Source organism: Streptomyces sp. NPDC015127 (assembly GCF_043080095.1).
In the GTDB taxonomy this organism is placed as follows: domain Bacteria; phylum Actinomycetota; class Actinomycetes; order Streptomycetales; family Streptomycetaceae; genus Streptomyces.
Genome location: NZ_JBIBVE010000002.1, coordinates 175,283 through 196,974 on the forward strand (window position 1 = coordinate 175,283; position 21,692 = coordinate 196,974).

General features: G+C 71.5%; 21 protein-coding genes. 13 read left to right on the forward strand and 8 right to left on the reverse strand.

Features of this window, described 5'->3' with window-relative positions; all coding sequences use genetic code 11:
• Window positions 1-223: 223 nt before the first annotated feature.
• On the forward strand, window positions 224-847 hold the full coding sequence (locus tag ACF08N_RS04095) for a nucleotidyltransferase domain-containing protein (protein ID WP_392323016.1): 624 nt from the start codon (window positions 224-226) through the stop codon (window positions 845-847).
• On the opposite strand, the gene ACF08N_RS04100 is transcribed toward ACF08N_RS04095, so the two are convergent.
• From ACF08N_RS04100 to ACF08N_RS04110, 3 genes are read right to left on the reverse strand one after another with little or no spacing between them, the layout of a single operon-like run.
• Window positions 834-1,292, reverse strand: a complete 459-nt coding sequence (locus ACF08N_RS04100; protein ID WP_392323017.1) for a PPC domain-containing DNA-binding protein — start codon at window positions 1,290-1,292, stop codon at window positions 834-836. The two genes, ACF08N_RS04095 and ACF08N_RS04100, sit on opposite strands and share 14 nt — an antisense overlap.
• Window positions 1,293-1,319: 27 nt before the next feature.
• A complete protein-coding gene (locus tag ACF08N_RS04105; RefSeq protein ID WP_392323018.1) occupies window positions 1,320-2,321 on the reverse strand; it encodes an asparaginase in 1,002 nt (333 codons plus the stop codon).
• 59 nt (window positions 2,322-2,380) lie between these two features.
• A complete protein-coding gene (locus ACF08N_RS04110) occupies window positions 2,381-3,793 on the reverse strand; it encodes a helix-turn-helix domain-containing protein (protein ID WP_392323019.1) in 1,413 nt (470 codons plus the stop codon).
• Window positions 3,794-4,098: 305 nt separating this feature from the next.
• On the opposite strand from ACF08N_RS04110, the gene ACF08N_RS04115 reads away from it, so the two are divergent.
• The 12 genes from ACF08N_RS04115 (at window position 4,099) to ACF08N_RS04170 (ending at window position 14,416) form a co-directional block, all read left to right on the forward strand.
• Window positions 4,099-4,860: a hypothetical protein gene (locus tag ACF08N_RS04115; protein WP_392323020.1), complete on the forward strand. Its 762-nt coding sequence runs from the start codon at window positions 4,099-4,101 to the stop codon at window positions 4,858-4,860.
• Window positions 4,857-5,543 (forward strand): dTMP kinase, encoded by a 687-nt coding sequence (locus tag ACF08N_RS04120; protein ID WP_392323021.1) that lies wholly within the window; start codon window positions 4,857-4,859, stop codon window positions 5,541-5,543. Before ACF08N_RS04115 ends, ACF08N_RS04120 begins: the two co-directional genes overlap by 4 nt.
• Entirely contained in the window at window positions 5,536-6,405 is an 870-nt protein-coding gene (locus ACF08N_RS04125; protein ID WP_392323022.1) for an isocitrate lyase/phosphoenolpyruvate mutase family protein, read from the forward strand. The genes ACF08N_RS04120 and ACF08N_RS04125 overlap by 8 nt, the downstream gene beginning before the upstream one ends.
• Window positions 6,396-6,866, forward strand: coding sequence for an NUDIX domain-containing protein (locus tag ACF08N_RS04130; RefSeq protein ID WP_392323023.1), 471 nt, complete (start codon window positions 6,396-6,398; stop codon window positions 6,864-6,866). Before ACF08N_RS04125 ends, ACF08N_RS04130 begins: the two co-directional genes overlap by 10 nt.
• Window positions 6,867-6,871: 5 nt before the next feature.
• Window positions 6,872-7,537, forward strand: a complete 666-nt coding sequence (locus ACF08N_RS04135) for a TylF/MycF/NovP-related O-methyltransferase (protein ID WP_392323024.1) — start codon at window positions 6,872-6,874, stop codon at window positions 7,535-7,537.
• Entirely contained in the window at window positions 7,534-8,457 is a 924-nt protein-coding gene (locus ACF08N_RS04140; RefSeq protein ID WP_392323025.1) for an NAD(P)-dependent oxidoreductase, read from the forward strand. The genes ACF08N_RS04135 and ACF08N_RS04140 overlap by 4 nt, the downstream gene beginning before the upstream one ends.
• Window positions 8,454-9,320, forward strand: a complete 867-nt coding sequence (locus ACF08N_RS04145) for a hypothetical protein (protein WP_392323026.1) — start codon at window positions 8,454-8,456, stop codon at window positions 9,318-9,320. The genes ACF08N_RS04140 and ACF08N_RS04145 overlap by 4 nt, the downstream gene beginning before the upstream one ends.
• A 30-nt stretch (window positions 9,321-9,350) precedes the next feature.
• Window positions 9,351-11,234 carry a radical SAM protein gene (locus ACF08N_RS04150; protein WP_392323027.1) on the forward strand — a complete coding sequence of 628 codons (1,884 nt, stop codon included), beginning with the start codon at window positions 9,351-9,353 and terminating at the stop codon, window positions 11,232-11,234.
• On the forward strand, window positions 11,231-11,950 hold the full coding sequence (locus tag ACF08N_RS04155) for a 2OG-Fe(II) oxygenase (RefSeq protein WP_392323028.1): 720 nt from the start codon (window positions 11,231-11,233) through the stop codon (window positions 11,948-11,950). Before ACF08N_RS04150 ends, ACF08N_RS04155 begins: the two co-directional genes overlap by 4 nt.
• A gap of 90 nt (window positions 11,951-12,040) precedes the next feature.
• Window positions 12,041-12,202, forward strand: a complete 162-nt coding sequence (locus ACF08N_RS04160) for a hypothetical protein (protein WP_392323029.1) — start codon at window positions 12,041-12,043, stop codon at window positions 12,200-12,202.
• A gap of 57 nt (window positions 12,203-12,259) precedes the next feature.
• Window positions 12,260-13,150: an aKG-HExxH-type peptide beta-hydroxylase gene (locus tag ACF08N_RS04165; protein ID WP_392323030.1), complete on the forward strand. Its 891-nt coding sequence runs from the start codon at window positions 12,260-12,262 to the stop codon at window positions 13,148-13,150.
• A 342-nt stretch (window positions 13,151-13,492) separates the two neighbouring features.
• A complete protein-coding gene (locus ACF08N_RS04170; RefSeq protein ID WP_392323031.1) occupies window positions 13,493-14,416 on the forward strand; it encodes a phosphorothioated DNA-binding restriction endonuclease in 924 nt (307 codons plus the stop codon).
• Window positions 14,417-14,595: 179 nt separating this feature from the next.
• Here the strand turns inward: ACF08N_RS04170 and ACF08N_RS04175 are convergent, their stop codons facing one another.
• From ACF08N_RS04175 to ACF08N_RS04195, 5 genes are read right to left on the reverse strand one after another with little or no spacing between them, the layout of a single operon-like run.
• Window positions 14,596-15,177, reverse strand: a complete 582-nt coding sequence (locus ACF08N_RS04175) for a GNAT family N-acetyltransferase (RefSeq protein ID WP_392323032.1) — start codon at window positions 15,175-15,177, stop codon at window positions 14,596-14,598.
• Window positions 15,174-16,268 (reverse strand): threonine aldolase family protein, encoded by a 1,095-nt coding sequence (locus ACF08N_RS04180; RefSeq protein ID WP_392323033.1) that lies wholly within the window; start codon window positions 16,266-16,268, stop codon window positions 15,174-15,176. The genes ACF08N_RS04175 and ACF08N_RS04180 overlap by 4 nt, the downstream gene beginning before the upstream one ends.
• Window positions 16,265-16,963, reverse strand: a complete 699-nt coding sequence (locus ACF08N_RS04185; RefSeq protein WP_392323034.1) for a DUF2461 domain-containing protein — start codon at window positions 16,961-16,963, stop codon at window positions 16,265-16,267. The genes ACF08N_RS04180 and ACF08N_RS04185 overlap by 4 nt, the downstream gene beginning before the upstream one ends.
• Window positions 16,960-18,360, reverse strand: a complete 1,401-nt coding sequence (gene glyA / locus ACF08N_RS04190; protein ID WP_392323035.1) for a serine hydroxymethyltransferase — start codon at window positions 18,358-18,360, stop codon at window positions 16,960-16,962. The genes ACF08N_RS04185 and glyA overlap by 4 nt, the downstream gene beginning before the upstream one ends.
• Complete coding sequence (locus ACF08N_RS04195; RefSeq protein WP_392323036.1) at window positions 18,357-21,692, reverse strand: amino acid adenylation domain-containing protein; 3,336 nt, start codon at window positions 21,690-21,692, stop codon at window positions 18,357-18,359. The genes glyA and ACF08N_RS04195 overlap by 4 nt, the downstream gene beginning before the upstream one ends.

Here is a 21,692-nt window from a genome sequence, read left to right on the forward strand (position 1 = left end):
ACTGCCGCAGGACGCACCTTGACGTCGGGTTGCGTGCGGCCCCGGGAAGATCGTGGCTCAAACCCCAGCCACGAGGCCGGACGTGAGTCACGCACTCAACGATCGCCGCCGGTGCCCCTGATGCTCATGGGCGTTTATGAGCACCGGACAGGCGCTCCGGCCGGTGCGTCGACCCGCCGTCGGCGTTCGCCTCCGCCGGTCTGGGCGCTGCGAGTATGGACGGGTGAGTGCTGACGTGCTGGGGCGCTGGGTGCCGGATCGTCCCGAGGATGTGGCCGCGGTGTTGGCCAAGGCGGACTTCCCGTGGTGGATCGCCGGCGGATACGCGATCGAGCTCGCGGCCGGCCGTGAACTGCGCCCGCACAGCGACCTCGACGTCCTCGTCCTCCGCCGCGACCAGGCCCTCGTACGTGATCTCCTGGCCGACTGGGACCTGCACGTGGCGGACCCGCCCGGCCAGGGGAAGCTGCGACCGTGGCGTCCCGGAGAGGTCCTTCAGCCGCCGCTCCACGACATCTGGTGCCGCCGCAGGCCGGAGGCCCCCTGGTCCATCCAGCTCATGCTGGACGAGGCCCAGGGCACCCAGTGGGTCTCGCGGCGCGACGCGGCGATCCGGCTACCGATCGACAGGCTCGGGCGAACGAGCGAGGCGGGTATCCCGTATCTCGCGCCCGAGGTGCAGCTCTTCTACAAGGCGAAGGCGACCCGAGAGAAGGACGAGACCGACTTCCGAGCGGTACTGCCGCTGCTGGACGCTCCGGCACGCGCCTGGCTGGCAGACGCGATCAAGGCGATTGCGCCGGACCACCCCTGGCTCCGCCGACTCCTTCCGATCAGCCGAACGTGAGCAGCGGAACGTCGTAGAGATCGGGGTTCCGGGGCCGGGTCATTGTGGGTGACGTGACCTCCACAATCAGCAGCTCGCTGAGGAACTGGACCTTGGCGCTGAGGAGGTGGCTCGTCCTGCCGTCGGCCGACTGGGCCTTCAGGCCGGCGGAGACGTGGATGTGCGGGAGTATCTCGCCGGAGACGGGATCGTGGGCGAGGGTGCCCGCCCCGAACGCCTCGACGTTGGTGACGTACGTCTTCGCCCAGACCGGCGCGTCCGGGTCCGCGAGTTTCTCGCAGGCGCCTACGATCTCGGCCTCCGCGAAGGCTCCGATGAACGAGGGGATGTAGCCCTGCCGCACGCCGTTGTCCCGGCAGAAGGAGGACAGCGCCTCGAAGAAGTCCTCCCCGTGATCGAAGGTGACGCCGAAGGTACGGCCTACGGTCAGCTCGTGAGCGCGCATGTGCGGGTGTCTCCTGAAGAGGTGGGATCAGCAGGCGGAGGCGGTGGTGAAGGTTTTGCGAACCGCCGCCCCATCGGCGCCCTGGGCGAGCAGGGCGTGCAGCAGAAGCCGCGCCTGATACGGGCTGAGGTCTCCGGCACCGATGAGCCCTCGGTCGAGGAGGTCCTTCTCGGAGCCGGGGAAGCCGTACGTGTCGGACAGGACGGGGCCGTTGCCGATACGGGAGGTGAGTACCACGGGAATGCGGGACGCGAGCTTGGTGAGCCCTTCGACGAGAGGCTCCGGGACGTGGCCGACGCCGAAGGCCGCGACCACGAGTCCGTCGCAATTGCCGCCCCACAGGTCGAGCAAGGCGCCGTCGTCGCCGAGGGTGACGGTGTACAGCCCGACGCGCGCCTGGCGGGTGGGGGCGCCGATCAGCGGTCCGCGGCGCGGCAGGCCGCCTGTCATCCGCACCCGGTTCTCCGCGATCCTGGCGATCGGGCCGCACGCCGGTGAGGTGAAGGCGGCGGGGCTGGTGGTGTGGGACTTGCGGACAGTCCGGGCCGCGTGGATCTCGTCGCCGAGTACGACGAGGCAGCCAGCGCCCCTGAGGCCGGGATCGGCGGCGGCCAGGACCGCGGCGTGGAGGTTGGCCGGGCCGTCGGCGCCGGGCATGGTGGGGTTGCGCATCGCGCCGGTGACGACGAGCGGCTGCTCGTGGCCGTGGTAGAGGTCGAGGAGGAAGGCGGTCTCCTCGATGGTGTCGGTGCCCTGGGTGATGACGACGCCCTCGACGTCTCCGGTCTCCAGCTCCGCCGTGATCGCGGCCGACAGTACGGTGAGGTCGTCGAAAGTCAGGGAGGCGCCGGGCAGACGTCGAAAGTCCCGTACCTTGAGGCCGATGCCGTTCGTGGATAGGGCGGGTACCGCAGCGAGGAGTTCGTGGGCTGAGAGCGCGGGTACGACGCCTCCGCTGGTGGGATCGGTGGTCATGGCGATCGTGCCGCCGAGGGAGAAGACCGCCACGTTCCTGACAGAATCCGTCATATCCCCTGCTCCCCTGTCCGGACGCCGCCGAGCTCGGCCTCACGAGTGGTTCAGGCAGGCTATCTGGTCGGCGCCGTCCGGGTACGCGGAATGATCACCAGCTGCTCGGCCACGAACCGGCAAGCGGCCTCCAGCCCTTCGAGGCCGAGCAACCGGCTGCGCGGCCGGGCGAGCCGCTCCGTGCCGACGGCCGACAACTGTGCGCACCGGCGACCGAGCCAGGAGGCGTCGAGCCCTAGGTACTCCGCCGTGGCCGCCAGTCGCATTCCGGGTTGTTCGGCTGCGGTGACGGAACGGTGGCTCGCGTGGCCGGTCACGTCGGCGAGGGTGCGCAGGGCTCCCGGCCGCGCGGTGATCGCGAGGTGGGAGGCCCCCTCGGTTCGTACCCAGGTGGCGATTAGGGCCCTGCGTCCTTGGGAGAGGGCGAAGCCGTCGGTGTGAGCGAAGCTTCCGTCGTCGGTCACCCAGGTACGGATACCGAAGGACTCCATGAGCGCGAGGGCGAGGAAGAGCAGGACGCGCTCGTACGCGGGTGAGGAGGCGACCGCTGTCTCGGGGACGCAGAACCCCCGGCCGCTGGCACCGCCCGGCTGTCGGGGTGCCGTGCGTTCGAGATACCGGTACTTGTGTCGGAAGAACAACCACGTGGCGGCCTCCTCCCCGCGCTGTTCCCTGGTCCAGAAGACCGGTTCGTCGGCCAGGTGGTCGCGGTGCCCCAGGATGTACCGGGCGCAGGTCTCCGAGCCGATCAGCATCCGGGAGACTTCGGTCAGGCCCTGATCGGAGGCGACGGGAGAGCCAGGTGCAGCGGGAAGCGACGCCAACGACGCGTGCAGTGCCTGATCATCACCCAGTAGTGCCGCCTCGAATCCCGACACAGCCCACAGAATGCCGTAGGTCAGGTCGTCCAGTTCATACGCAGCGGGAATGTCGACCGGGTCGGAGGCGGTGCCGCGTACGCCGCTCGGTCGGGCGTCGGTGACGAACTGCCGTACGGCCCCGTCCACCGTGCGGTTCGCGACGACGAGCGCGCGCATCGGCATGGTGCGCCAGGCGTCCAGCTCCGGGCGGGAGTCGAGTCTCAGGCTGTCCCCGAGGAAGGAGGCGGCCGGAAGGGTCAGCACAGGAAGCGCCGTCGTCGCGACGGACCGGCCGGCGGGTAACAGGAGCTGGCCCGGCCCTTCGGGCAGCGCCGCGTACCCACGGGCGCCGCTGTCCGCCGTCCCCCGTCGGCCCGCGGAGTCCGGAATGTGCGGATCGGCCGTGGGCAGGAGCCCGAGCAGCTCCTCCGGAACTCCCAGTGCATCGGTCCACTGGACGAACTGCCGGCGGTCGCGGATCCGTTTGAGGCCACGTTCCAGTCTGCTGACCTCGGCCTGGTCGATGCTGACCATCCGCGCCACGCCCGCCTGGGAGAGGCCCGTGTGCTTCCTGAACAGCTTGACGACGGTGCCGAGTTCCCATGCGGCCACGGCTCGCCGGACCGTCGGATCACGCCAGAAGGCCGGGTCGGCCCGTCGGGCGGCCGGCCCGTCCTGGCACGAGGCGCATCGTGTACCGGCGTTGAAGCGACTGAGTAGGACACCGCAGCGCGTACACCGCCGCTGTCCGCCGTCGACCATGGTCGGCATTCTCCCTCGCTCTGCGACCACCCGGACACGTTCCGCTGGTGGGGCTCATAAACACTCATAGGCGTGGGCCTTCGTGGCGGCCATCGTGGTGGAGCACCACCGACCGGAGCCGCGTGCCGCGACTCCCCGGACGTGAGGATCCACCTGTGACCTCCTTGACCCTGCCGCCAAGGCCCCCCGGTTCGCCGCCGCTGGCCCATGCATGGCAGACGCTGGCGGACGGGCTGCTGACCCAGCGGCTCCATCTCCATCTCGACGAATGGCGGGCTGCCGTCGCCGAGAAGAAGACGCTGCCCGACGTGCCGGGCGCCGATGTCTCCGTGCTGGCCCAGCGCCCGTCCCCGCTGGCGGCAGGCGACGAGTCCGCGACGGCGCTGCTGGAGGACGCCGGGCTCGGCTTCTGGTGGCAGCTGCCCCAGCAGCACGGAGCGGAGTCGCGGAACCAGCGCGGGGCACTTCACCGCGCCGCCGACACCGCTGCCCAGAGCATCCTCGCGGAGCAGTCCGGGGCGGCCTGGTCCGACGCCGTGACCGCCGCCAGCGCCGCCGCCGCGTGGTGGGTGGGCTTCTTCGCGGTGATCCGCCATGGCGGGGTGCACCACATCACGCTGGAACCGCACCCGGGCCCGCTGCATGAACAGGCCCTGGGTACCGCGGTGGGCGTCGTGGCCCACGGCATGGCCACGCGGGTGCTGGAGGCGGCGCTGCGCGACTCCGACGACGACCTGGACCTCCGCGCCGCGTCCTGCCGGGCCATCGAGGCCGGCATCTGCGCCGAGCCCGAGCTGCCCCGCCTCATCGACGAGGTGGCGGAGCTCCGGCTCGTGGACCTGGTGTCCACCACGGCCCGCTGGCGGGGCCGCTTCACCAAGTACGCCGGCGGCACGGGGGCGGGGCAGGTCGAATGAACCACCGCTATCCGTTCATCGTCATCGAGGGGCTCGACGGCACCGGCAAGACGACGCTGCGCAAGGGCCTGTTCCGGCTCTGGGAGGGGCTCTACGGCGTCACCCCGCTGTGCGTGCTCACCACCAACTTCCTCGCCGCCGACCAGGCCGCCGCCATCGTCACCGGCAAGTACCAGCCGAACGCCGGCAACCGTGACGCCTACCTGTCCGCGATCTCGGCGGACAAGCGGGCCACGCTGGATCGCCTCGTCCTCCTCCAGCGGCCGACCCGGCCCGTAATCGCGGATCGTTGGCTCCTCAGCGAGCTGGCCTTCTTCGCGGTGAAGCACGGCATGAGGGCATCGGAGACGTACGAGACGCTGGCCGCGCACCTCACCGTGGCCCCCGATCTCACGGTCGTCCTGGACCTGGAGACCGACGCCTCGATGAGCCGGGCGCAGGCCCGCCAGGGTGACGCCGTCCGGGCCGACTGGGACGTGCACGACGTCCAGAGCCGGGTTCGCGAGACCTACGAGGCCGTGGTCACGAAGCCCGACGCGTTCCCGCTCCTCGGCGATGTGGTCCGCCTGGACGCCCGCCGGCCCCGGTCCGAGGTGCTGCTCGCGACCTGGGACGTACTGCGCGAACGGCAGCTGGTGCCGTCGCTCGCTGCCCACGCGGAAGGAGGAGAGACTCATGGCTGACGACACGAAGGCGATGCATCTGCGTGAGGCCCTCGAAGACAGCGCGCGGAAGCACCCGCTCCTGGCAATCGGTGCGGTGAACGCACTCGCTGCGCACGTCGCGGCGGAGGCGGGCTTCGACGCCCTGTGGGTGAGCGGTCTGGAGGTGTCCGCGGCCTCCGGGCTGCCGGACGCCAACGTCCTGGGCCCCCGGGACCTGTCCGACGTCGTCGCCTCGCTCGGCCGCGTCACCGAGCTGCCCGTCATCGTGGACATCGACAACGCGGGCGGCTCGGGGCGCACGGCGGAGCGGTTCGCGTCCGACCTGATGCGCGCCGGAGCCGCGGCGGTGTGTGTCGAGGACAGCGCGTACCCGAAGTGCAACAGCTTCGCGGCCCACCGGGCCCAGACCCTGGCCGACCGGGACCTGCTGTGCGAGCAGGTAGGGCGCATACGGAAGGTCGCCGGTGACGGCCTCGTGGTCGTGGCCCGCACCGAGGCCCTGATCGCCGGCGAGGACATGGCCACGGCGATCGCCCGCGCCGAGGCGTACGGCGAGGCCGGAGCGGATGCGGTACTCATCCACTCCAAGGACGCGACCGGTGATCAGGCGCGGGCCATCGGAGGTGCGTGGAGGCACGGCGTACCGCTGGTCAGCGTGCCCACGGCGTTCCCCGACCTGAGCGCCGCCGAGCTCGGCGAGGCCGGCTTCCGCCTCTGCATCTACGCGAACCAGCTCAGCCGTGCCGCCCTCGCGGGTATGCGCACCGCCGCCCGTCAGTTCCGGCGCGGAGGGAGTTTCCGCTCCACCGTCGCGGGGTCCCTCGCCGAAGTCGGCGAGCTGATGCGCGTCGGCGAACCGGAGGCGCTGTCGTGCCTCTGACGCCCGAACTGCCTCGGATCAGTGTCTCCGTGAAGGCGGCGATCGTGCGCGACGGCGCCGTCCTGCTGCTGTCGTACGACGACGAGGCCGGGTTCCACTACAACCTCCCGGGCGGCAAGGCCCAGGTCGGCGAGGACCTGCGCCAGGCCATGAACCGCAAGGTCGCGCAGGAGACCGGTCTGCAGGTCGTGGCCCGGCGTCTGCTGTGCGTCGTCGAGTACGTGCCCGAGTCGTGGCAGGGCGAGTTCGGGGACGTGCAGAAGGTTCAGTTCAACTTCCTCGCGGAGCAGGTGGACGACGCCGAGCCGCGCATGCCGAAACCGCCGGACCCCATCCAGGTGGGCTTCGAGTGGGTTCCGCTGGAACGTCTGGGCGACGTGTACCTGCTGCCCCGGATCCACCGCCCGCTGTCGGCGGCGTTGCGCGGGGAACTCGCCGACCCCTTCGTGGACAGGTGGTGACCTTCATGTATCCGACGTTGAAGGATCTGCGGGAGTGGCTGCTGCGGGAACACTCCGGGACGGTCTGTGCCGACCGGCTCCGAGTGATCGCCGACGAGCTCGCCAACCTGACCATCCGCGGCGTGCCGGGCGCCGTGGTGGAACTCGGCTGCTACAGGGGCGCGATGGCCCTCTGGATCCGTAGCGTGCTCGACTCGCTGGGCGACAGCGACCGCGAGATCCACGTCTACGACTCCTTCCAGGGCATGCCCGCGCCCGGCGCCGAGGACTCGGACCATCTGGCAGCGGGCGAGCTCCGGTCATCCCCGGACGACGTGCGAGCCACGCACGCGGCCTGGGGCAGGCCAGCGCCGGTCATCCACCCGGGATGGTTCGACGAGACCCTTCCCAAAGAGTTGCCCGACGAGATCGCGTTCGCCTACCTGGACGGCGACTTCTACGACTCGACCCTCACGGGACTCACGCACTGCGTCACCCGCCTGATGCCGACGGGCGTGCTACTCGTCGACGACTACGCGGACACGGCGGTCAGTCCACGGGCCTGGGACGGGCTCCCGGGGGTGAAGCGCGCCTGCGACGCATACTTCGCGGAGCCGTCGCCCGTGACCGTCGTCGTCGGCGAGGGTGATCTCGCCTTCGGCCGGTACGAGAAGCCGGAGTTCCTCGGATGAGCGCTGTCCTGGTGCTACGCGGTGCGGCGGACGCAAGCGCGATCCGCCGCGCCCTGCCCGATGTCCTCGTACACGAATTGCCGGACCTGGACTCGCCTCCGCCCGCCGACACGGCCGTGCTCGTCCTGCGTTCCGGCGTCCGTCTCGGCGAGCGGGAGCTCGACGCGCTCCCTCGTCTGCGGCACGTCGTACGGACCGGCTCCGGCATCGACCACATCGACGTGAGCGCCCTCCGGCACCATGGCATCACACTGCACCGCAACCTCGAGGCCGGCGCAGGCGCCGTGGGCGAGTGGGTCCTCGCCGCTGCCCTCGCCCTGGCCCGGCGGATCCCCTTGGGGCAGCACGCGCTGCTACTCGGCCAACACGAGAAGCAGGCGTGCATGGGCGCGTCACTCGGCACCCTGGCCACAGGGATCTGGGGCGCGGGCCCGGTGGGACAGGCCGCCGACTGGGCCCTCGCCCCCTACGTGGGCCGCACGGCCTTCGCTGCGTGGCCATCGAACCCTCCCGGTCTGCGTGAGCTGTCGCAGACAGCACTCATGAAGCAGTCGCAGGTACACGTGATCGCTCTGCCGCTGCGCCCCACGACCGAACAGCTCATCGGTGAGGACTTTCTCGCGCGCGTCGCTCCGCAGCGGCCTCTGCTGATCTGCGCCGGGCGGCTGGAGACCCTGGACGTCGCGGCCTGCCTGCGGGCACTGGCGGACGGGAGGCTCTCGGGTCTCGCCCTCGACCCGGTCGAGCGGGAGCACCTGCCGCTCCTCACCGGCTCCACGACGCCGCTCAACCTCCTGGCCTCGCCCCACATCGGCGCCCAGCGCTCCGACGTGCGCGGCGCACTCGACCGATGGGCCGTCGGACTCCTCAGGGAGATCACCGCCGACGACAAGATCCTGATCGAAGGAGGCCACCGGTGAACCCATCGGCACGACGGCGCCGGGAGATCGCCGACAGGGTCGCCCAGGCGCTGCTCGCATCCGGTGAGGCCCGCGAGGTCTGGCTGGAGGGAGCCCTCGCCTGCGGCTTCGCCCACGCGGCGAGCGACATCGACCTGCGTGGCATCGTGGACGGCGCCCTTCCGGCGTGGGAGTCACGCATCGTGGACGGCGTCCGTGTCGACCTCCAGGCGACGGCGCCGCAACGAGCCGAGGAACTCCGTCATCTGCTCCGCTCCTTCGACGTCCACCGCGACGATCTCGGATCGTTCCGCCAGGTACGCGCCTCGATGCACGACCTCATGTGTCTGCGCACCGCTCTCTCGTACGGCTCCGGACGCTGGGATCCGGTGCTCGCCCCCGGGGAGCGCCAGGGCTACCGACGCTGGGCGGTCGCCGACCAGGCCGAGGTCGCGGCGAGTCTTGCCGAGGACCTGATCGGCCTCGTCGAGGACGGCCTCGCCGAACCCGTCGGCGTCGTGTGCCGGAAGCTGGAGAGCTGCCTCACCGCGCTCGAGTGCGCGACGGCCGGGCATCCGGTCCTGGGCGACAAGTGGCTGCCGCTGCTCGCCAGCGCTCCGTCCCGTCCGCCGATCGACCCGGCCGGCGCAGGAACGTGGGAGTGGTTCCGTCCGGTTCAGCGACGAGTGACCAGAGCGCTCCTGGGCTGCTGGCCCGTCAACGACCCGCTGCGGACGCCCCCCAACCTGGGTGCCCCTGACGCCAGCTGGCTGCCCCAGCGGTATGCCGACGGATGGTTCCTTCGCCGCGGCGACGTCCACATCCCCATCACCGGCGGACAGCTTCTCGGGTGGCTGTCCACGGTTTCCACCGGTGGCGCGTAGACCGCGCCTCTCCTCCTCGGGAGGTCTCTGATGCCCGTCACCCGCACCACCCCCATGGACCTGGAGAGTCTCTACGCCCCAATGTCGAGCACCGGGCCGGACACGGCGGTCTCCGTCATCCTCAAGCTGCGGGGAGAGACCTGCGATATCGACTGCCTGTACTGCTTCGAGAAGCGCAAGGAGTCACCGGGCGGCGCCCGTATCAGCACGGGACAGGTCCACCGCCTCGGTTCGATCTTCTCCGGGCGTCCACTCAGCGTCGAACTCCACGGCGGGGAGCCCCTGACCGCCGGCCGGGAACGGATCGCGGAGATCCTGGACGCGCTGGCCGCACAGCCGAACGTCATCCGCGTGAGCCTCCAGACCAACGGCCTCCAGCTCGACGACGCCTGGCTGGACCTGTTCGAGCGGCACTGCCCGGAGCTGGAGATCGGCATCTCCCTCGACGGGGACGCGCTCGGGAACTCGTGGCGCGTAGGTTACGACGGCCGCCCCACCTACGCCCGAGTGGTCGAAGCCCTGGAACTCCTCGGCCGTCGGGAACGCCGCGTCGGCGTCATCTGCGCGGTCACCCCGTACGTCCTCGGCCGGGCGTCCGAGGTCATGGAGCACCTCGCCTCCTTCCCCACCGTGACGACGGTCAGCCTTGTGCCGTGCTTCGACGCGGCGGTCAGCCGGCCGACCACGGTGGTCGGATCCCGTGCGCCGACCAGTCGGGCACTCCAGCGACGGGCCATCGGCCCCACCGGCCCGGCCTGGGCCGTCACGCCTCGTCAGTACGCCGACTTCGTGTTGGAGGCCGCCCACCACTGGGTCGCCAATGGCCTGTTCCGCCGCATCAAGCTGGAGCCCGTCGTCTCTGTCATCCGCCGTCTAAAGGGTTTGCGGACCCGTTCCTGTCACTTCTCCGACTTGAAGTGCGACCACGTCCTCACCCTCTATCCCGATGACCGCCTGGGAAGCTGCGACGAACTGCCCTGGCCGCAGGCCGGCCTCACCGCGCTCGGCGACGTACACACTGAGGCGGACGTAGCCGACGCCCAGGGCAGCTCTCCCCTGCTCCGGCAGGCACGCTCCCTGGTCACGAAGTGCACGACCTGCGACTACCGCGACACCTGCAGCGCGGGCTGCCCGGCAGTCCGCCTCCGCTTCGCCGCCGCGGGCGACGAAGACGCGTACTGCGACCACCGCATGCGCCTGATCGACGGCGTCGCCGCCATCCTCGCCCAGCCGGACCTCCAGCCCGGCGCGCCCTGCGCCCGACTGCGATGGCGCCCCATCCGCCCCAATGACATGCACCACGTCGCGGCGTTCCTGGCCCGGTGGGACGACCCCGCCGCGCCCCGCCCGACCGCGCGCCTCCAGGTCGGCGCCCACGGCAACATCAACACGGTCGGGCTCCCCGGCATGCACGAGGCAGACGATCTCGACCCGCAGCACCCCCAGTGGTACGAGGGCATCGAGCCCGGCGTCCGTCCGGTCGTCGACGCGCTCACCACGGGCTGGAACACCGTCACCTATGACAGCTGTCAGGGCCACACCTACGACGGCCTCCCCGGAGCCGAGCCCCGCTTCCTCTCGGTCGGTATCCTGCCGCGCGACCGCGCAGAGTACACGCAGACAGCGGCGCGCCTGTGCCGCGCCGCCGGCCGGGCCGAGTCCTCCCTGCCCAGGACGTGCTCGTTGGTTCTCGGCCGCAGCGAGCTCACGTGCCGCACCACCGGCCGGGGGTATCCAACGCTCGACCTCCATCTCGCTCCGGTTACCGAGGCGACGTCTACGGAGTACTTCCGGGACCTCGACCGAGCCGTGAAGGTCCTCACCGAGGCCCTGGCCGAGACGCCCCCCGCTCCGCCGTCCACTGGCTGCGGCTGCACGGCCGGCGCCGATCCTGCCGACGGAGGCCAGCAGTGATTCACATCGCCGAGACGCTGTCCATCCGTACCGTCGAGGGCTTCCTCGCGCCGACCGAGATCGAGCGCCTCAACCGCGTCATGGACGACACACTCGGCTCCCTCGGGCACGACCGGTACGGCACGACCCGCCGCACCACGATCCACGAGATCCCCGGCCACGCTCCCGCCCAGGCACAGGAGGTTTACGAACCGGCCGGCCGGGTCGAAATGACCGAGATCCCGTACGAGGCGACCACTCTCCTCGACCAGGCCCTGAAGCACCACATGGCCGCCGTCACCCGCACACTGCCGTCGGTCACCGGCCACCGACCGTGGATCTACCTCGAGTACGCCGCCGGCCAGTACATCACCCCGCACGCCGACGGCATCGCCCCCGATCCGCTCGCCCGGCCCCGCCAGATCGCCGCCGCCACGATCACGCTCACCGACACCCACAACACCGGCGGCGCGTTCTACGTCGAGACCTCGGGCAGCGACGCCCCCTGGGTCGCCGACGAGGCACCGGCCGAGTCGGGCTACGCCCCGGGAATGCGCTTCGTACATGACGGGACGGACATGTCCTCGCCTTGGTTTCTCGCCATGCCCCGCACCCGATGGAGCGTCTCACCCGCTCCCGGAACACTCGTGGTCTTCGGCAGCCAGCTCGTACACGGCACCGAGCCTGTCCGCATCGGCCGTGTACGCAAGTTCCTCACCCTCTTCGTCTCTGACTAGGGAGCCCGGCGCCATGACCGGACCCCGCGGCCCGCCCGCATCGCCCTCAACACAACCCACGGCCCCGATCACGAGGAGAGAGAGCGAGCAGTGGCAGACGACAAGACGTTCGACGAGTTCCTGGAGGCGGTTGCGTCCCTGCGCGACAGCGACACGGTGCGCACGACCGCGCACACCTCCAATGCGGCCACCGAGAGGTGGCTCGCCGCCACGGCCGAGCCCGGCGCCACCGCGCCCACCGCCACGTCCTGACCGCCACGGGGGCCGGACCAGCCGGGTCCGGCCCCCATTCCACCCCCTGGAGCTTGGATGAGCACCCTCTCCCCGGAAGCCCTGGTCACCCTCGACGGCATCGCCGGCCACCAGCAGCTCCGGACCAGCCGCATCGCCTCCGTACTCGGCAACCGCCTCGGCTCGTCCGCCCTCGACTACGCCGTGGCCCACCACCTACTCGAAGGCGCCGAAGAGGCCGCGCGCTCCCGGGACGCGGACCGCCTCGCCTGGTACCGCAATACGACGTCGCAAGACCTGACCCACCTGTCCGCCGGCTCGCACATCATCCTCAATCCGCGCCCCGCGGACCTTCTCCGCTCGGAGATCTCCGAAACCGCCTACTACCTCGTCCGCCCCGACACCATCCCCGCCCCGCACAAAGCCCAGGCCCTCGTCCATGCCGCCCTTGCCTCCGCCACCGAGCACGGCTTCGGCACGCTGCTCACCCAGCACGCCCCCGTAATCTGCCTGCTCAGCCCCCGCCGACTGGACGAGACCCTCCACAGCTGGGCCCTCACTCGCCTCCCGGGCACCGTCTTCACTGACTACACCGCCCACCCCGAGGTGCTGGCACGCGACCTGATCCACGAGGCCGCCCACAACTGGCTCAACGACGCCCTGGCCGCGCAAGACGTCAGCCTCCCCGCCGACGTGACCTTCTACTCCCCCTGGCGAGGTACCCCGCGTCCCGTCTTCGGCTTCCTTCACGCCTGCTGGGCATTCGCTCTGACCATGCTGTACGCACGGCAGGCCCGCCGCGACGCCACGGGTGCTGTGGTTCCCTTTCTGAACGCCCACCTGCACCAGCAGGAGGGCCAGTTCGCTTCCGCCGCCGAGTCCTTGGAGAAGGCACTCTCGTACGTCCCCGCGGACGAAGTCCGTGATCACGTCGGCCGCGTGGTCGGCGAGGTCATGGGAGCGGCATAGCTTCTGCCCGGGCCCCGGCTCAGGAAGGGAAGCACATCAGCGTTCCGTCCCCCGGGTGTGATGGGTAGGGCGGAAGCTCGGTGCGTATGCCCAGGTGCTGCGTCTACCTGGCCTGGGTGCCCACTCCTGGGCAAAGGTCTCGCGAGATACTCGAGATCGTCGAGCGCCTCAACACCGAAATCGATGACGCGATCGCGGCCCTTGAGGCCGCCTGCGCAGCAGCGCGATAGGCCGCATCCGGCTACAAGCAGCACTTCAGGAACGGGGCGGCCCGGGCGGGTCGGCCGTCGGTTGGCCGTTGCATACTTGGCCTTTCCATGAGAAGGCAGGGTGACGTCTGTGATGGCGCGTGACGAACTGATGAGCGCCCTGTCCGGACTGCGGCGGGCGCAGATAGGCGGCCGCCGAGCTCCGCACAAGCCGCTGCTCGTGCTGTGGCTGCTGGGGAGGTTCGCTGAATCGGGCAGCACGGCGGTCACGTACGACGAAGCTGAAGAGCCGGTCAGCCAGCTGATCAACGACTTCGGGCCGGTCGTGACGAGCCCGACGCGGGCGCGGGAACGGGCTGCGATGCCGTTCGTGCATCTGGAGCGCGAGCTGTGGGACTTGCGGGACCGAGACAGCAACGCTATCGGCCCGGATGTCTCCGAGCGGGGTAGTCCGCTGCGAGCCCGGGGGGCCCACGGCCGACTGCGTCCCGAGGTCGAGAAGCTGCTGGCCGAGCCCAGCACGCTGGCCGCGGTCGTACGGCTCCTGCTGGAGCAGCACTTCACCCCGGCGCTGGAGGCGCCCATCTGCGATGCGGTCGGCCTGGACCTGTCCGGGCTGGACGAGGCGGGATACGGGTCGGCGGAGCGGAAGCGGCGCAAGCGGCGCGCCGGGTTCGCCGAGGAGGTGCTGCACGCCTATGCATACGCGTGCGCATTCTGCGGGTTCGACGGTGCGCTGGGCCGGAATCCAGTGGGCCTGGAGGCGGCGCATGTGCGGTGGCACAGCCAGGACGGTCCGGATGAGGTGCACAACGGACTGGCCCTGTGCTCTCTCCACCACACCCTATTCGATGTCGGTGTGCTGGGTCTTCTGCCTGATCTGCGGATCCAGGTCTCGCAGTTGTACGTCGCACGCAGCCAGTCGGGGCAGGCCATTGACGCTCTTCATGGCCAGCCGGTTGGGCACCCCAGGCCCGGACGGCCCACCATCGACCCCACGTTCGTCCTCTGGCACGGCCAGCAGGTCTTCAAACGCCCTGGCGCGCAGGTCGCGTAGTCAGCGGTTCGGCGACGCAGCAGAGCTGCCGGGCAGGCCCGCGACAGCCATGTCGCCGCCACCGCGACGTCGCGCCGTCGGCGCGCGACCTCCGGCCCGACGCCGTCCGCGCCGCGGGGGCGACCGGCACAGTGAAGGGGCCCCGGCGCGGCCCCCTCACCACGTGCCACGCGACCCCGTCAGTCCAGGTCGCGCCGCATCACCCACCGGTACCGCTTGTCGCTCTTCGCCTCCGTCCGCTTCACGCGGCGGAAGCCCGCCCGTTCGAACATCTCCATCGTGCCGACGTACGCCAGCGTCGGGTTCACCTTGCCGCCCTCGGGGTCCACGGGGTAACCCTCCACCGCCGGAGCGCCGTTGGCCCGCGCGTGGGCCACCGCGCCCTCCAGCAGGCCCGACGCGACCCCCTTGCCGCGGAAGTCCTTGCGGACGACGAAACAGGTCACCGACCACACCGGGGTGTCGTCGACCGGCGTGATCGTCTTCGACGACGCGAGACGGTCCAGCTGCTTGCGCGGTGCGACGTTGCACCACCCGGCCACCTCCCCGTCGAGGTAGCCCAGCACCCCCGGCGGGGGATCGGCCGCCTCGACGAGGGAGCGCATGTGCTCGCCCCGCTCATCGGCGGTCATCCGCCCGTAGTCGCCGGTGGACAGCCGCCAGGCCATGCACCAGCACGTGTGTGCGCTCTTCCTGGGCTGCAGAACCGCCTGCAGGTCGTCCCAGCGCTCGGCGGTCGCCGGCAGAACTTCCAGACTCATACCGCTACTTCGCTCTCTTTCCCTTGCCGTGTGTGCTCCGCCGCCGTGGTCCTGCCCGGTCCCGGACGGCCTTCACCCATAACGGCCGTCAGGACCTCCACGGCACGACGGCACGCCTGTCGTCCCACATCCAGATGCGTGACCAGCCGGACCACTCCCGGACCCGGCGCGGTCACCAGCACTCCTTCCCGCGCCGCCCGTACCACGACATCCTCGGCGCCGGGCGTCTCGACGAGAACGATGTTGGTCTCCCGGGGCCGCACCGCGTACCCCGCCTCCCGCAGCCCGTCCGCGAGCAGCGCCGCGTTGGCGTGGTCCTCGGCGATGCGCTCCAGATGGTGGTCGAGGGCGTGCAGGCCGGCGGCCGCCAGGATCCCCGACTGCCGCATGCCACCCCCCAGACCATGCCGCAGCGACCGTGCTCTCGCCAGGAGTTCGGCGGATGCCAGGAGTACGGACCCCACCGGCGCGCCCAGTCCCTTGGACAGGCAGACCGCGAGGGTGTCGGCGACCGGTGCCCCGTACGCGCCGAGGGGCGTGCCCGTCGCGGCGTGCGCGTTCCAGATCCGCGCGCCGTCGATGTGCACCGCGATGCCCGCCTCCGCGGTCAGCCCGCGCACCGCGCGCAGGGTCTCCAGCGGGTACACGCTCCCGCCCGCCCGGGTGTGGGTCTGTTCGAGCGCCACCGCCCGGGTGCCGACGGTGTACGCGTTGCCCGGCCGCAGGATGCCCGTGAGCGCCTCGACGCCCACCAGGCCCCGCTCGCCGGACACGGTCCGCGTCTGGATGCCGCCGTAGCGCGCGGGTGAGCCCTCCTCGTGGGCGAGGATGTGCGCCTCGGCGTCGCACACGACCTCCTGGCCGGGCGCGGCGAGCAGCCGCAGCGCGATCTGGTTGGCCATCACGCCCGACGGGACGAACAACGCGCCGGGGAAGCCGAACAGGCCGGCGACCCGTTCCTCCAGCGCACGGACGGTGGGGTCCTCCCCGAACAGGTCGTCCCCGACCTCCGCGGTCGCCATCGCCCTGCGCATGCCGGGCGTGGGCCGGGTGACGGTGTCGCTGCGCAGATCCACCATCTCGGCCGTCATGGCGATGTGTCAGCTCCCTCGGTCGCGGGGGTCCGGGGCCGCGGTGTCAGCCCGCGGGCCGCGACCCAGTCCAGCAGCGGGCGCACCAGCTGCCAGGTCTCCCGGACGAAGTCCGCGGCCCGGTCCGACCTCAGGTCGGGGCCCGGAGCGAGACGCCGCCCGGCGTCGATCCTGCGGTGCCGCAGCAGGTCCAGCCGGGGATGGTCGGCCGGTACGCCGCGCGGCCGGGACTTCAGCCGGTCGCCGCCGATCGTGAACCCCTCCTTCTCAAGACCGGCGGTGATCGCGGCCAGTTGCGTGCCGCCGTCCTCCTCGTCGACGGCGGCCCGGTAGCGGGCGACCTCCTCGCCCCCGTACGGGTAGTAGCGCCCGGAGGCGTACAGCCCGTCGCGGTCCAGATGGACCCAGAAGCCCAGACAGGGCAGCACGTCCAGGTAGCCGCCCTGGTAGGTCTTGTACGGGGACTTGTCGTGGGACATCCGGGTGTCGCGGACGGGGCCGAGCACCCGCACCCCGTCCGCACCGCCGTACTCCGCGAAGTCGGCGGACAGTTCGGCGGCCAGCTCGTCCATCGGCGCGCGCACGTCCCGCTCGTACACCGCGCGGTGGCGCAGCCGCCACGCCTCCTTGGAGTTGTCGTCCGCCAGGTCCTCGTACAGGCGCAGCGCCGACGGCGGAAATCCGTTGAACGTCACGACCGGTACCCCGGCAGCGGGTAGCGGGCGCAGAGCTCGGAGACCCGGGTGCGCGCCGCGGCGCGCACCGCCGCAGGGAGCACCCCGCCGCCGGCCCGCAGCGCGTCGAGCACGTCCGCGACCAGGTCCGCGCAGGCGGCGGCCGCGCCGCGGTCCATCCCGCGGGCCGCCAGCGTGTTGCTGCCCAGCCGCAGGCCGCCGGTGGTGCGCACGGGTGTCGTGTCGCCGGGGACGCGGTTGCGGTTGACGACGATCCCGCAGGACTCCAGGGCCTCTTCGGCGACGTCGCCGGTCAGTCCGGTGCCGCGCAGGTCGATGAGCACCATGTGGGTGTCCGTGCCGCCGGTGACCAGGCGCATTCCGCGCTCCAGGAGCCGTTCGGCGATGGCCTGGGCGCCGTCGGCGAGCCGCTTGGCCAGTTCGGCGAAGTCGGGTCCCGCCACGAAGTCCAGCGCCCGCGCCTTCGCCGCGACCGACGCCAGGTCGGGGGTGCCCTGGGTGAAGGGGAAAACGGCCCGGCGCATGGTCGCCGCGAGCGTGCCGCGCTCCGGTCCGGCCTTGCGGGCGTCGCGGCCCAGCAGGATCAGGCCGCCGCGCGGCCCGTACAGCTGCTTGTAGGTGCTCGTGGTGGTGATGTGGGCGTGGTCGACGGGGCTTTGGTGCAGTCCGGCCGCCACCAGGCCGGCGATGTGGGAGATGTCGGCGAGGAGGTAGGCGTTGGCCTCGTCCGCGATCTCCCGGAAGCGGGCGAAGTCGATGCTGCGCGGATACGCGCTGGCACCCGAGACGATCAGCTTGGGCCGGTGGGTGAGGGCCAGTTCGCGGATCTGGTCGTAGTCCAGCAGGCCGTCCGGCGTGACCCGGTAGCCCACCGCCCGGTAGTAGCGGCCGCTGACCGAGGCGGGGGAGCCGTGCGTGAGGTGACCTCCGCAGTCGAGGTCCAGGCCGAGCAGCGTGTCACCGGGGCCGAGCAGGGCGGTGAGGACGGCGAGGTTGGCGGACGACCCGGAGTGCGGCTGGACGATCGCGTCCCTGGCCCCGAACGCCGCGCGGGCCCGATCGATCGCCAGCTGCTCGATCTCGTCGGCGACACCGCATCCCGCGTGGTACCGGCCGCCGGGATAGCCCTCGGCCGTCAGGTTCCCGAGGGCGCTGCCGCCGCAGGCGAGCACCGACGGATCGGCGACGCTGGAGGCGGCGACCATCATCAGGGTGTCGTTCTGCCGGGCCGACTCCCGGTTCAGCAGGTCGTACAGTGCGGGATCGGTCTCCCGGAGCCGGGCGGCCGCGCGGCCGGCGAAGTCGCCGAGGTCGGTTCCGTGCGGTGCGGGTCCGGCGGCCGGCCGGGTGCGCTCCTCGGCCGGTACGCCGAGTGGTGCGGGCAGGGTGAAGGTCATGACTGTCCCCTCCTGGAGTTCCGGCTGTCGGTGGCGTCCGGGCCGCCCGTCCCGGCGGAGGCGGGCGCGTCGGCCGGGTCGTCGGTGTCGTCCGGGGACATGGCGGCCAGCGCCTCGGCGGCGGCCACCGCCCCGGCGCCGTACTCCTCGTCGGCGGCGATCTTCCCGGCGAGCTCGGCGACGACCGGCGTCTGGAACACGGTCTTGACCGGTACGGGCACGCCCAGCAGCTCCTGGAGCAGCCCGGCGAGCCGGGTGCCGCTGAGGGAGTCCCCGCCCAGTTTGAAGAAGTTGTCACCCGGGCCCACGTGGTCGAGGCCGAGGATGTCGCCGACCGCCGCGCAGAGCACCAGCGCCAGGGCGTCGTCCGGCTCGGCGCCGCCGTCCGCGGCGGCCGCGTCCGCAGCGGGCTGCTGCGCCCCCGCGGTCTGCGCCAGCAGCAGCCGGTCCACCTTGCCGTTGCGGGTGAGCGGCAGCTCGTCGAGGACGGTGATCGCCGACGGGACCATGTAGGAGGGCAGCTGCTCGGTGAGCCGGGCGAGGATCTGCTCCCCCGAGGTGCCGCTGCCGGCGACGACATAGGCGTGCAGGCGGCGTACGCCGTGGGAACTGGCCGGGGCGACGACCACGGCCGCGGTGACCCGCTCGTCCTGGCGGAGTGCGGCCTCGATCTCGCCGAGCTCGATCCGGTGGCCCTGGACCTTCACCTGGAAGTCGTCCCTGCCGAGGATCTCGATGCTGCCGTCGGGCAGGTAGCGGCCCAGGTCTCCGGTCAGATAGGCGCGTTCACCGGTCTCGGGGAGGCGGACGAAGCGGCTACGGGTGCGTTCCTCGTCGCCCCAGTAGCCGAGCGCAAGACCCACGTCGCTGGCCACGGCCATCTCGCCGACCACGCCGAGCGGGCGCTCGCGCGCGGTGCTGTCGACGATGTAGTAGCGCTGGTTGGTGATGGGCGTGCCGTACGGGATGCTCGTCCACGCCGGGTCGATCTCGCCGATCGGCTGGAACAGCGACCAGCAGATCGTCTCCGTCGGACCGCCCGAGCCCACGACCTGGATCCGCGGGCTCTGGGCGCGCAGCCGGTCCGGCAGGGTCAGCGGGATCCAGTCGCCGGACAGCACGGACAGCCGCAGGGACTCCAGCGGCCGGCCGCCGCCGCGCCGCTCGCGCACCTCCGCCTCGCCGACGAGGAGTTCCATCAGCACGGGCACCGAGTTCCACAGCGTGACCCGCTCCGCGGCCACCAGATCGGCCCACACGTCCGGCTGCGCGTGCTCGAAGGGCGGCGGGATCACGACCGTGCCGCCCTGCGTCAGCACGCCGAAGACGTCGTAGACGGAGGCGTCGAAGTGCAGCCCCGAGACGGCCAGCAGCCGGTCGGACGCGTCGACGCCGAACCGCTCGGCGACGTCACGGATCAGGTTGACCACACCGATGTGGTCGACCATGACGCCCTTGGGCTCGCCGGTCGAACCCGAGGTGAAGATGGTGTACGCCAGGTCCGCCGGGGTCTGCGCGATGTCGGGCCGGGTGGTGTCGCCGACCTCGAAGTCCTGGTCCACGCGGTAGCGCTGAACGTTCGGCGGCCAGGCGATCCGGGTCTCCAGCGAGGACTGGGTGAGGACCTTGTCGACGCCGGCGTCGGCGAGCAGCCGGCGCAGCCGCTCGGGCGGCACGGTCGCGTCGAGCGGAAGGTAGGCGGCGCCGGACGCGAGGACGCCGTAGACCGCCGCGTACTGTTCCCAGCCCTTCTCCATCACGACGGCGACCAGCTCGCCGGGCTTCGCGCCGTGCTGCCGCAGCCGGTGGCCGATGCGCCAGGCGTACGCGGCGAGTTCGGCGTACGTCAGCCGGCGCTTCGCGTCGACGACGGCCTCCGCGCCGGGGGTGCGCGCGGCCTGCTCGGCGAACAGCTCGTGCAGGGTGGTGTACGGGATCTGCCCCGCCGTGTCGTTGATCCGGCGGCGCAGCTCGCGCTCGGCCGCAGGGATCAGGTCGAACCGCTCGGTGCGCAGGGCGTCCGGGTCGTCGAGGATGCGCTGGAGCAGCGCGACGTACACGCCGAACGCGGCTTCGGTGAAGCCGGGCGCGAAGGCTCCGTCGACGTAGTCCCAGATGATCCGCAGCTCGCCGTCCAGTTCGCGCAACTGGACGTCGAGGGACACCTGCGGGGTCTGCGAGATCGAGTAGACCTCCCGCCCCAGGTCGGTGACCGGGCGGCGGACCGGGTAGTCGAGCAGGCTGGTGACGACCACCGGCATGCCGGCCTGGTCGCCCACGCCGTGCAGCCGGGTCAGCTCGCGCAGCACCCGCACCCCGTTGAAGGCACCGTGCTCCAGGTCGCGGTTCAGCTGGTCGCGCAGGGCGTGCGCGCGGTCCAGGAACGTCCGGCCCGAGCTGTCCGCGGCGAGCAGGACGGCGTTGGTGAAGTCGCCGAGGACCGCGCCGATGTCCTCGTGCACCCGGGGCCGCTGGAAGACCGGGTAGTTGAGGGTGAAGTCCGCCTCCTGCGCCCAGCACCGCACCACCTCGGCGAACGCGGCCGTGAGCAGCACGGACGGCGTCAGCTCCGCCTCGTCGGCCACGCTCCGCAGCCGCTGCCAGTCGCCGGGGGAGAGCCGGTGCTCGTGCCGCTCGAAGCGGACCGCGCCGTCGCGGGCGCCGCCGGCCGGCAGCGACGGCGCCGGCGGCAGCTGGGGCACCCGCTCCAGCCAGTACTCCCTGGCCGCGCGGAACGTCTCGGTGTGGGGCATGTCGTCGGCACGCCAGCGCGCGTACTCGGCGAACGTGATGCCGGGTTCCGGCAGCTCGGCCCGCGGGTTCTCGTACAGGTCGATCAGGTCCGGGAAGAGCACCTGGAAGGCGCTGGACGCGTCCAGCACCTGGAGATCGATGCCGAGATGGATACGGCTGAGGTTCTCCTCGCCGGGCAGCAGGATGATCCGCAGGTCGAACAGGGGCCAGCTGCCGACCGGGAACACCTGGTGGCTCATCTCCGCCCGCAGCTCCGCGAGCCGCCGCTCCGCGTCCGCCGCATCGAGACCGCGCAGGTCCAGGACCGGTATGTCGTACGGCGGCGGTTCCCTCAGCACCTGTTGGGTTCCGTCGGCGCGGCCGACCGCGCGGAGCATGTCGTGGCGGGCCACCACCCGCCGCCAGGCGGTCGCCAACCGCTCCGGGTCCAGATCGGCACGCTCCCACTCGAAGTAGCCGTAGCAGCCGATGCTGCCCAGCTCGACACCCTCGCCCCGCCCGATCATCAGCGCCTGCTGCGTCTCGGTCATGGGGAAGAAGGCGGCGCTGTCGGCGCGGCCGTGCAAGAGCTCGGTCAT

Excerpts from the sequence above, each read along its gene's own strand:
- ACF08N_RS04140 (WP_392323025.1), top strand. The coding sequence starts at position 7,534 with ATGAGCGCTGTCCTGGTGCTACGCGGTGCGGCGGACGCAAGCGCGATC.
- ACF08N_RS04135 (WP_392323024.1), top strand. The coding sequence starts at position 6,872 with ATGTATCCGACGTTGAAGGATCTGCGGGAGTGGCTGCTGCGGGAACAC.
- ACF08N_RS04150 (WP_392323027.1), top strand. The coding sequence starts at position 9,351 with ATGCCCGTCACCCGCACCACCCCCATGGACCTGGAGAGTCTCTACGCC.
- ACF08N_RS04105 (WP_392323018.1), bottom strand. The coding sequence starts at position 2,321 with ATGACGGATTCTGTCAGGAACGTGGCGGTCTTCTCCCTCGGCGGCACG.
- ACF08N_RS04195 (WP_392323036.1), bottom strand. The coding sequence starts at position 21,692 with ATGACCGAGCTCTTGCACGGCCGCGCCGACAGCGCCGCCTTCTTCCCC.
- ACF08N_RS04120 (WP_392323021.1), top strand. The coding sequence starts at position 4,857 with ATGAACCACCGCTATCCGTTCATCGTCATCGAGGGGCTCGACGGCACC.
- ACF08N_RS04100 (WP_392323017.1), bottom strand. The coding sequence starts at position 1,292 with ATGCGCGCTCACGAGCTGACCGTAGGCCGTACCTTCGGCGTCACCTTC.
- glyA (WP_392323035.1), bottom strand. The coding sequence starts at position 18,360 with ATGACCTTCACCCTGCCCGCACCACTCGGCGTACCGGCCGAGGAGCGC.
- ACF08N_RS04180 (WP_392323033.1), bottom strand. The coding sequence starts at position 16,268 with ATGACGGCCGAGATGGTGGATCTGCGCAGCGACACCGTCACCCGGCCC.
- ACF08N_RS04125 (WP_392323022.1), top strand. The coding sequence starts at position 5,536 with ATGGCTGACGACACGAAGGCGATGCATCTGCGTGAGGCCCTCGAAGAC.
- ACF08N_RS04170 (WP_392323031.1), top strand. The coding sequence starts at position 13,493 with ATGGCGCGTGACGAACTGATGAGCGCCCTGTCCGGACTGCGGCGGGCG.
- ACF08N_RS04165 (WP_392323030.1), top strand. The coding sequence starts at position 12,260 with ATGAGCACCCTCTCCCCGGAAGCCCTGGTCACCCTCGACGGCATCGCC.
- ACF08N_RS04175 (WP_392323032.1), bottom strand. The coding sequence starts at position 15,177 with ATGAGTCTGGAAGTTCTGCCGGCGACCGCCGAGCGCTGGGACGACCTG.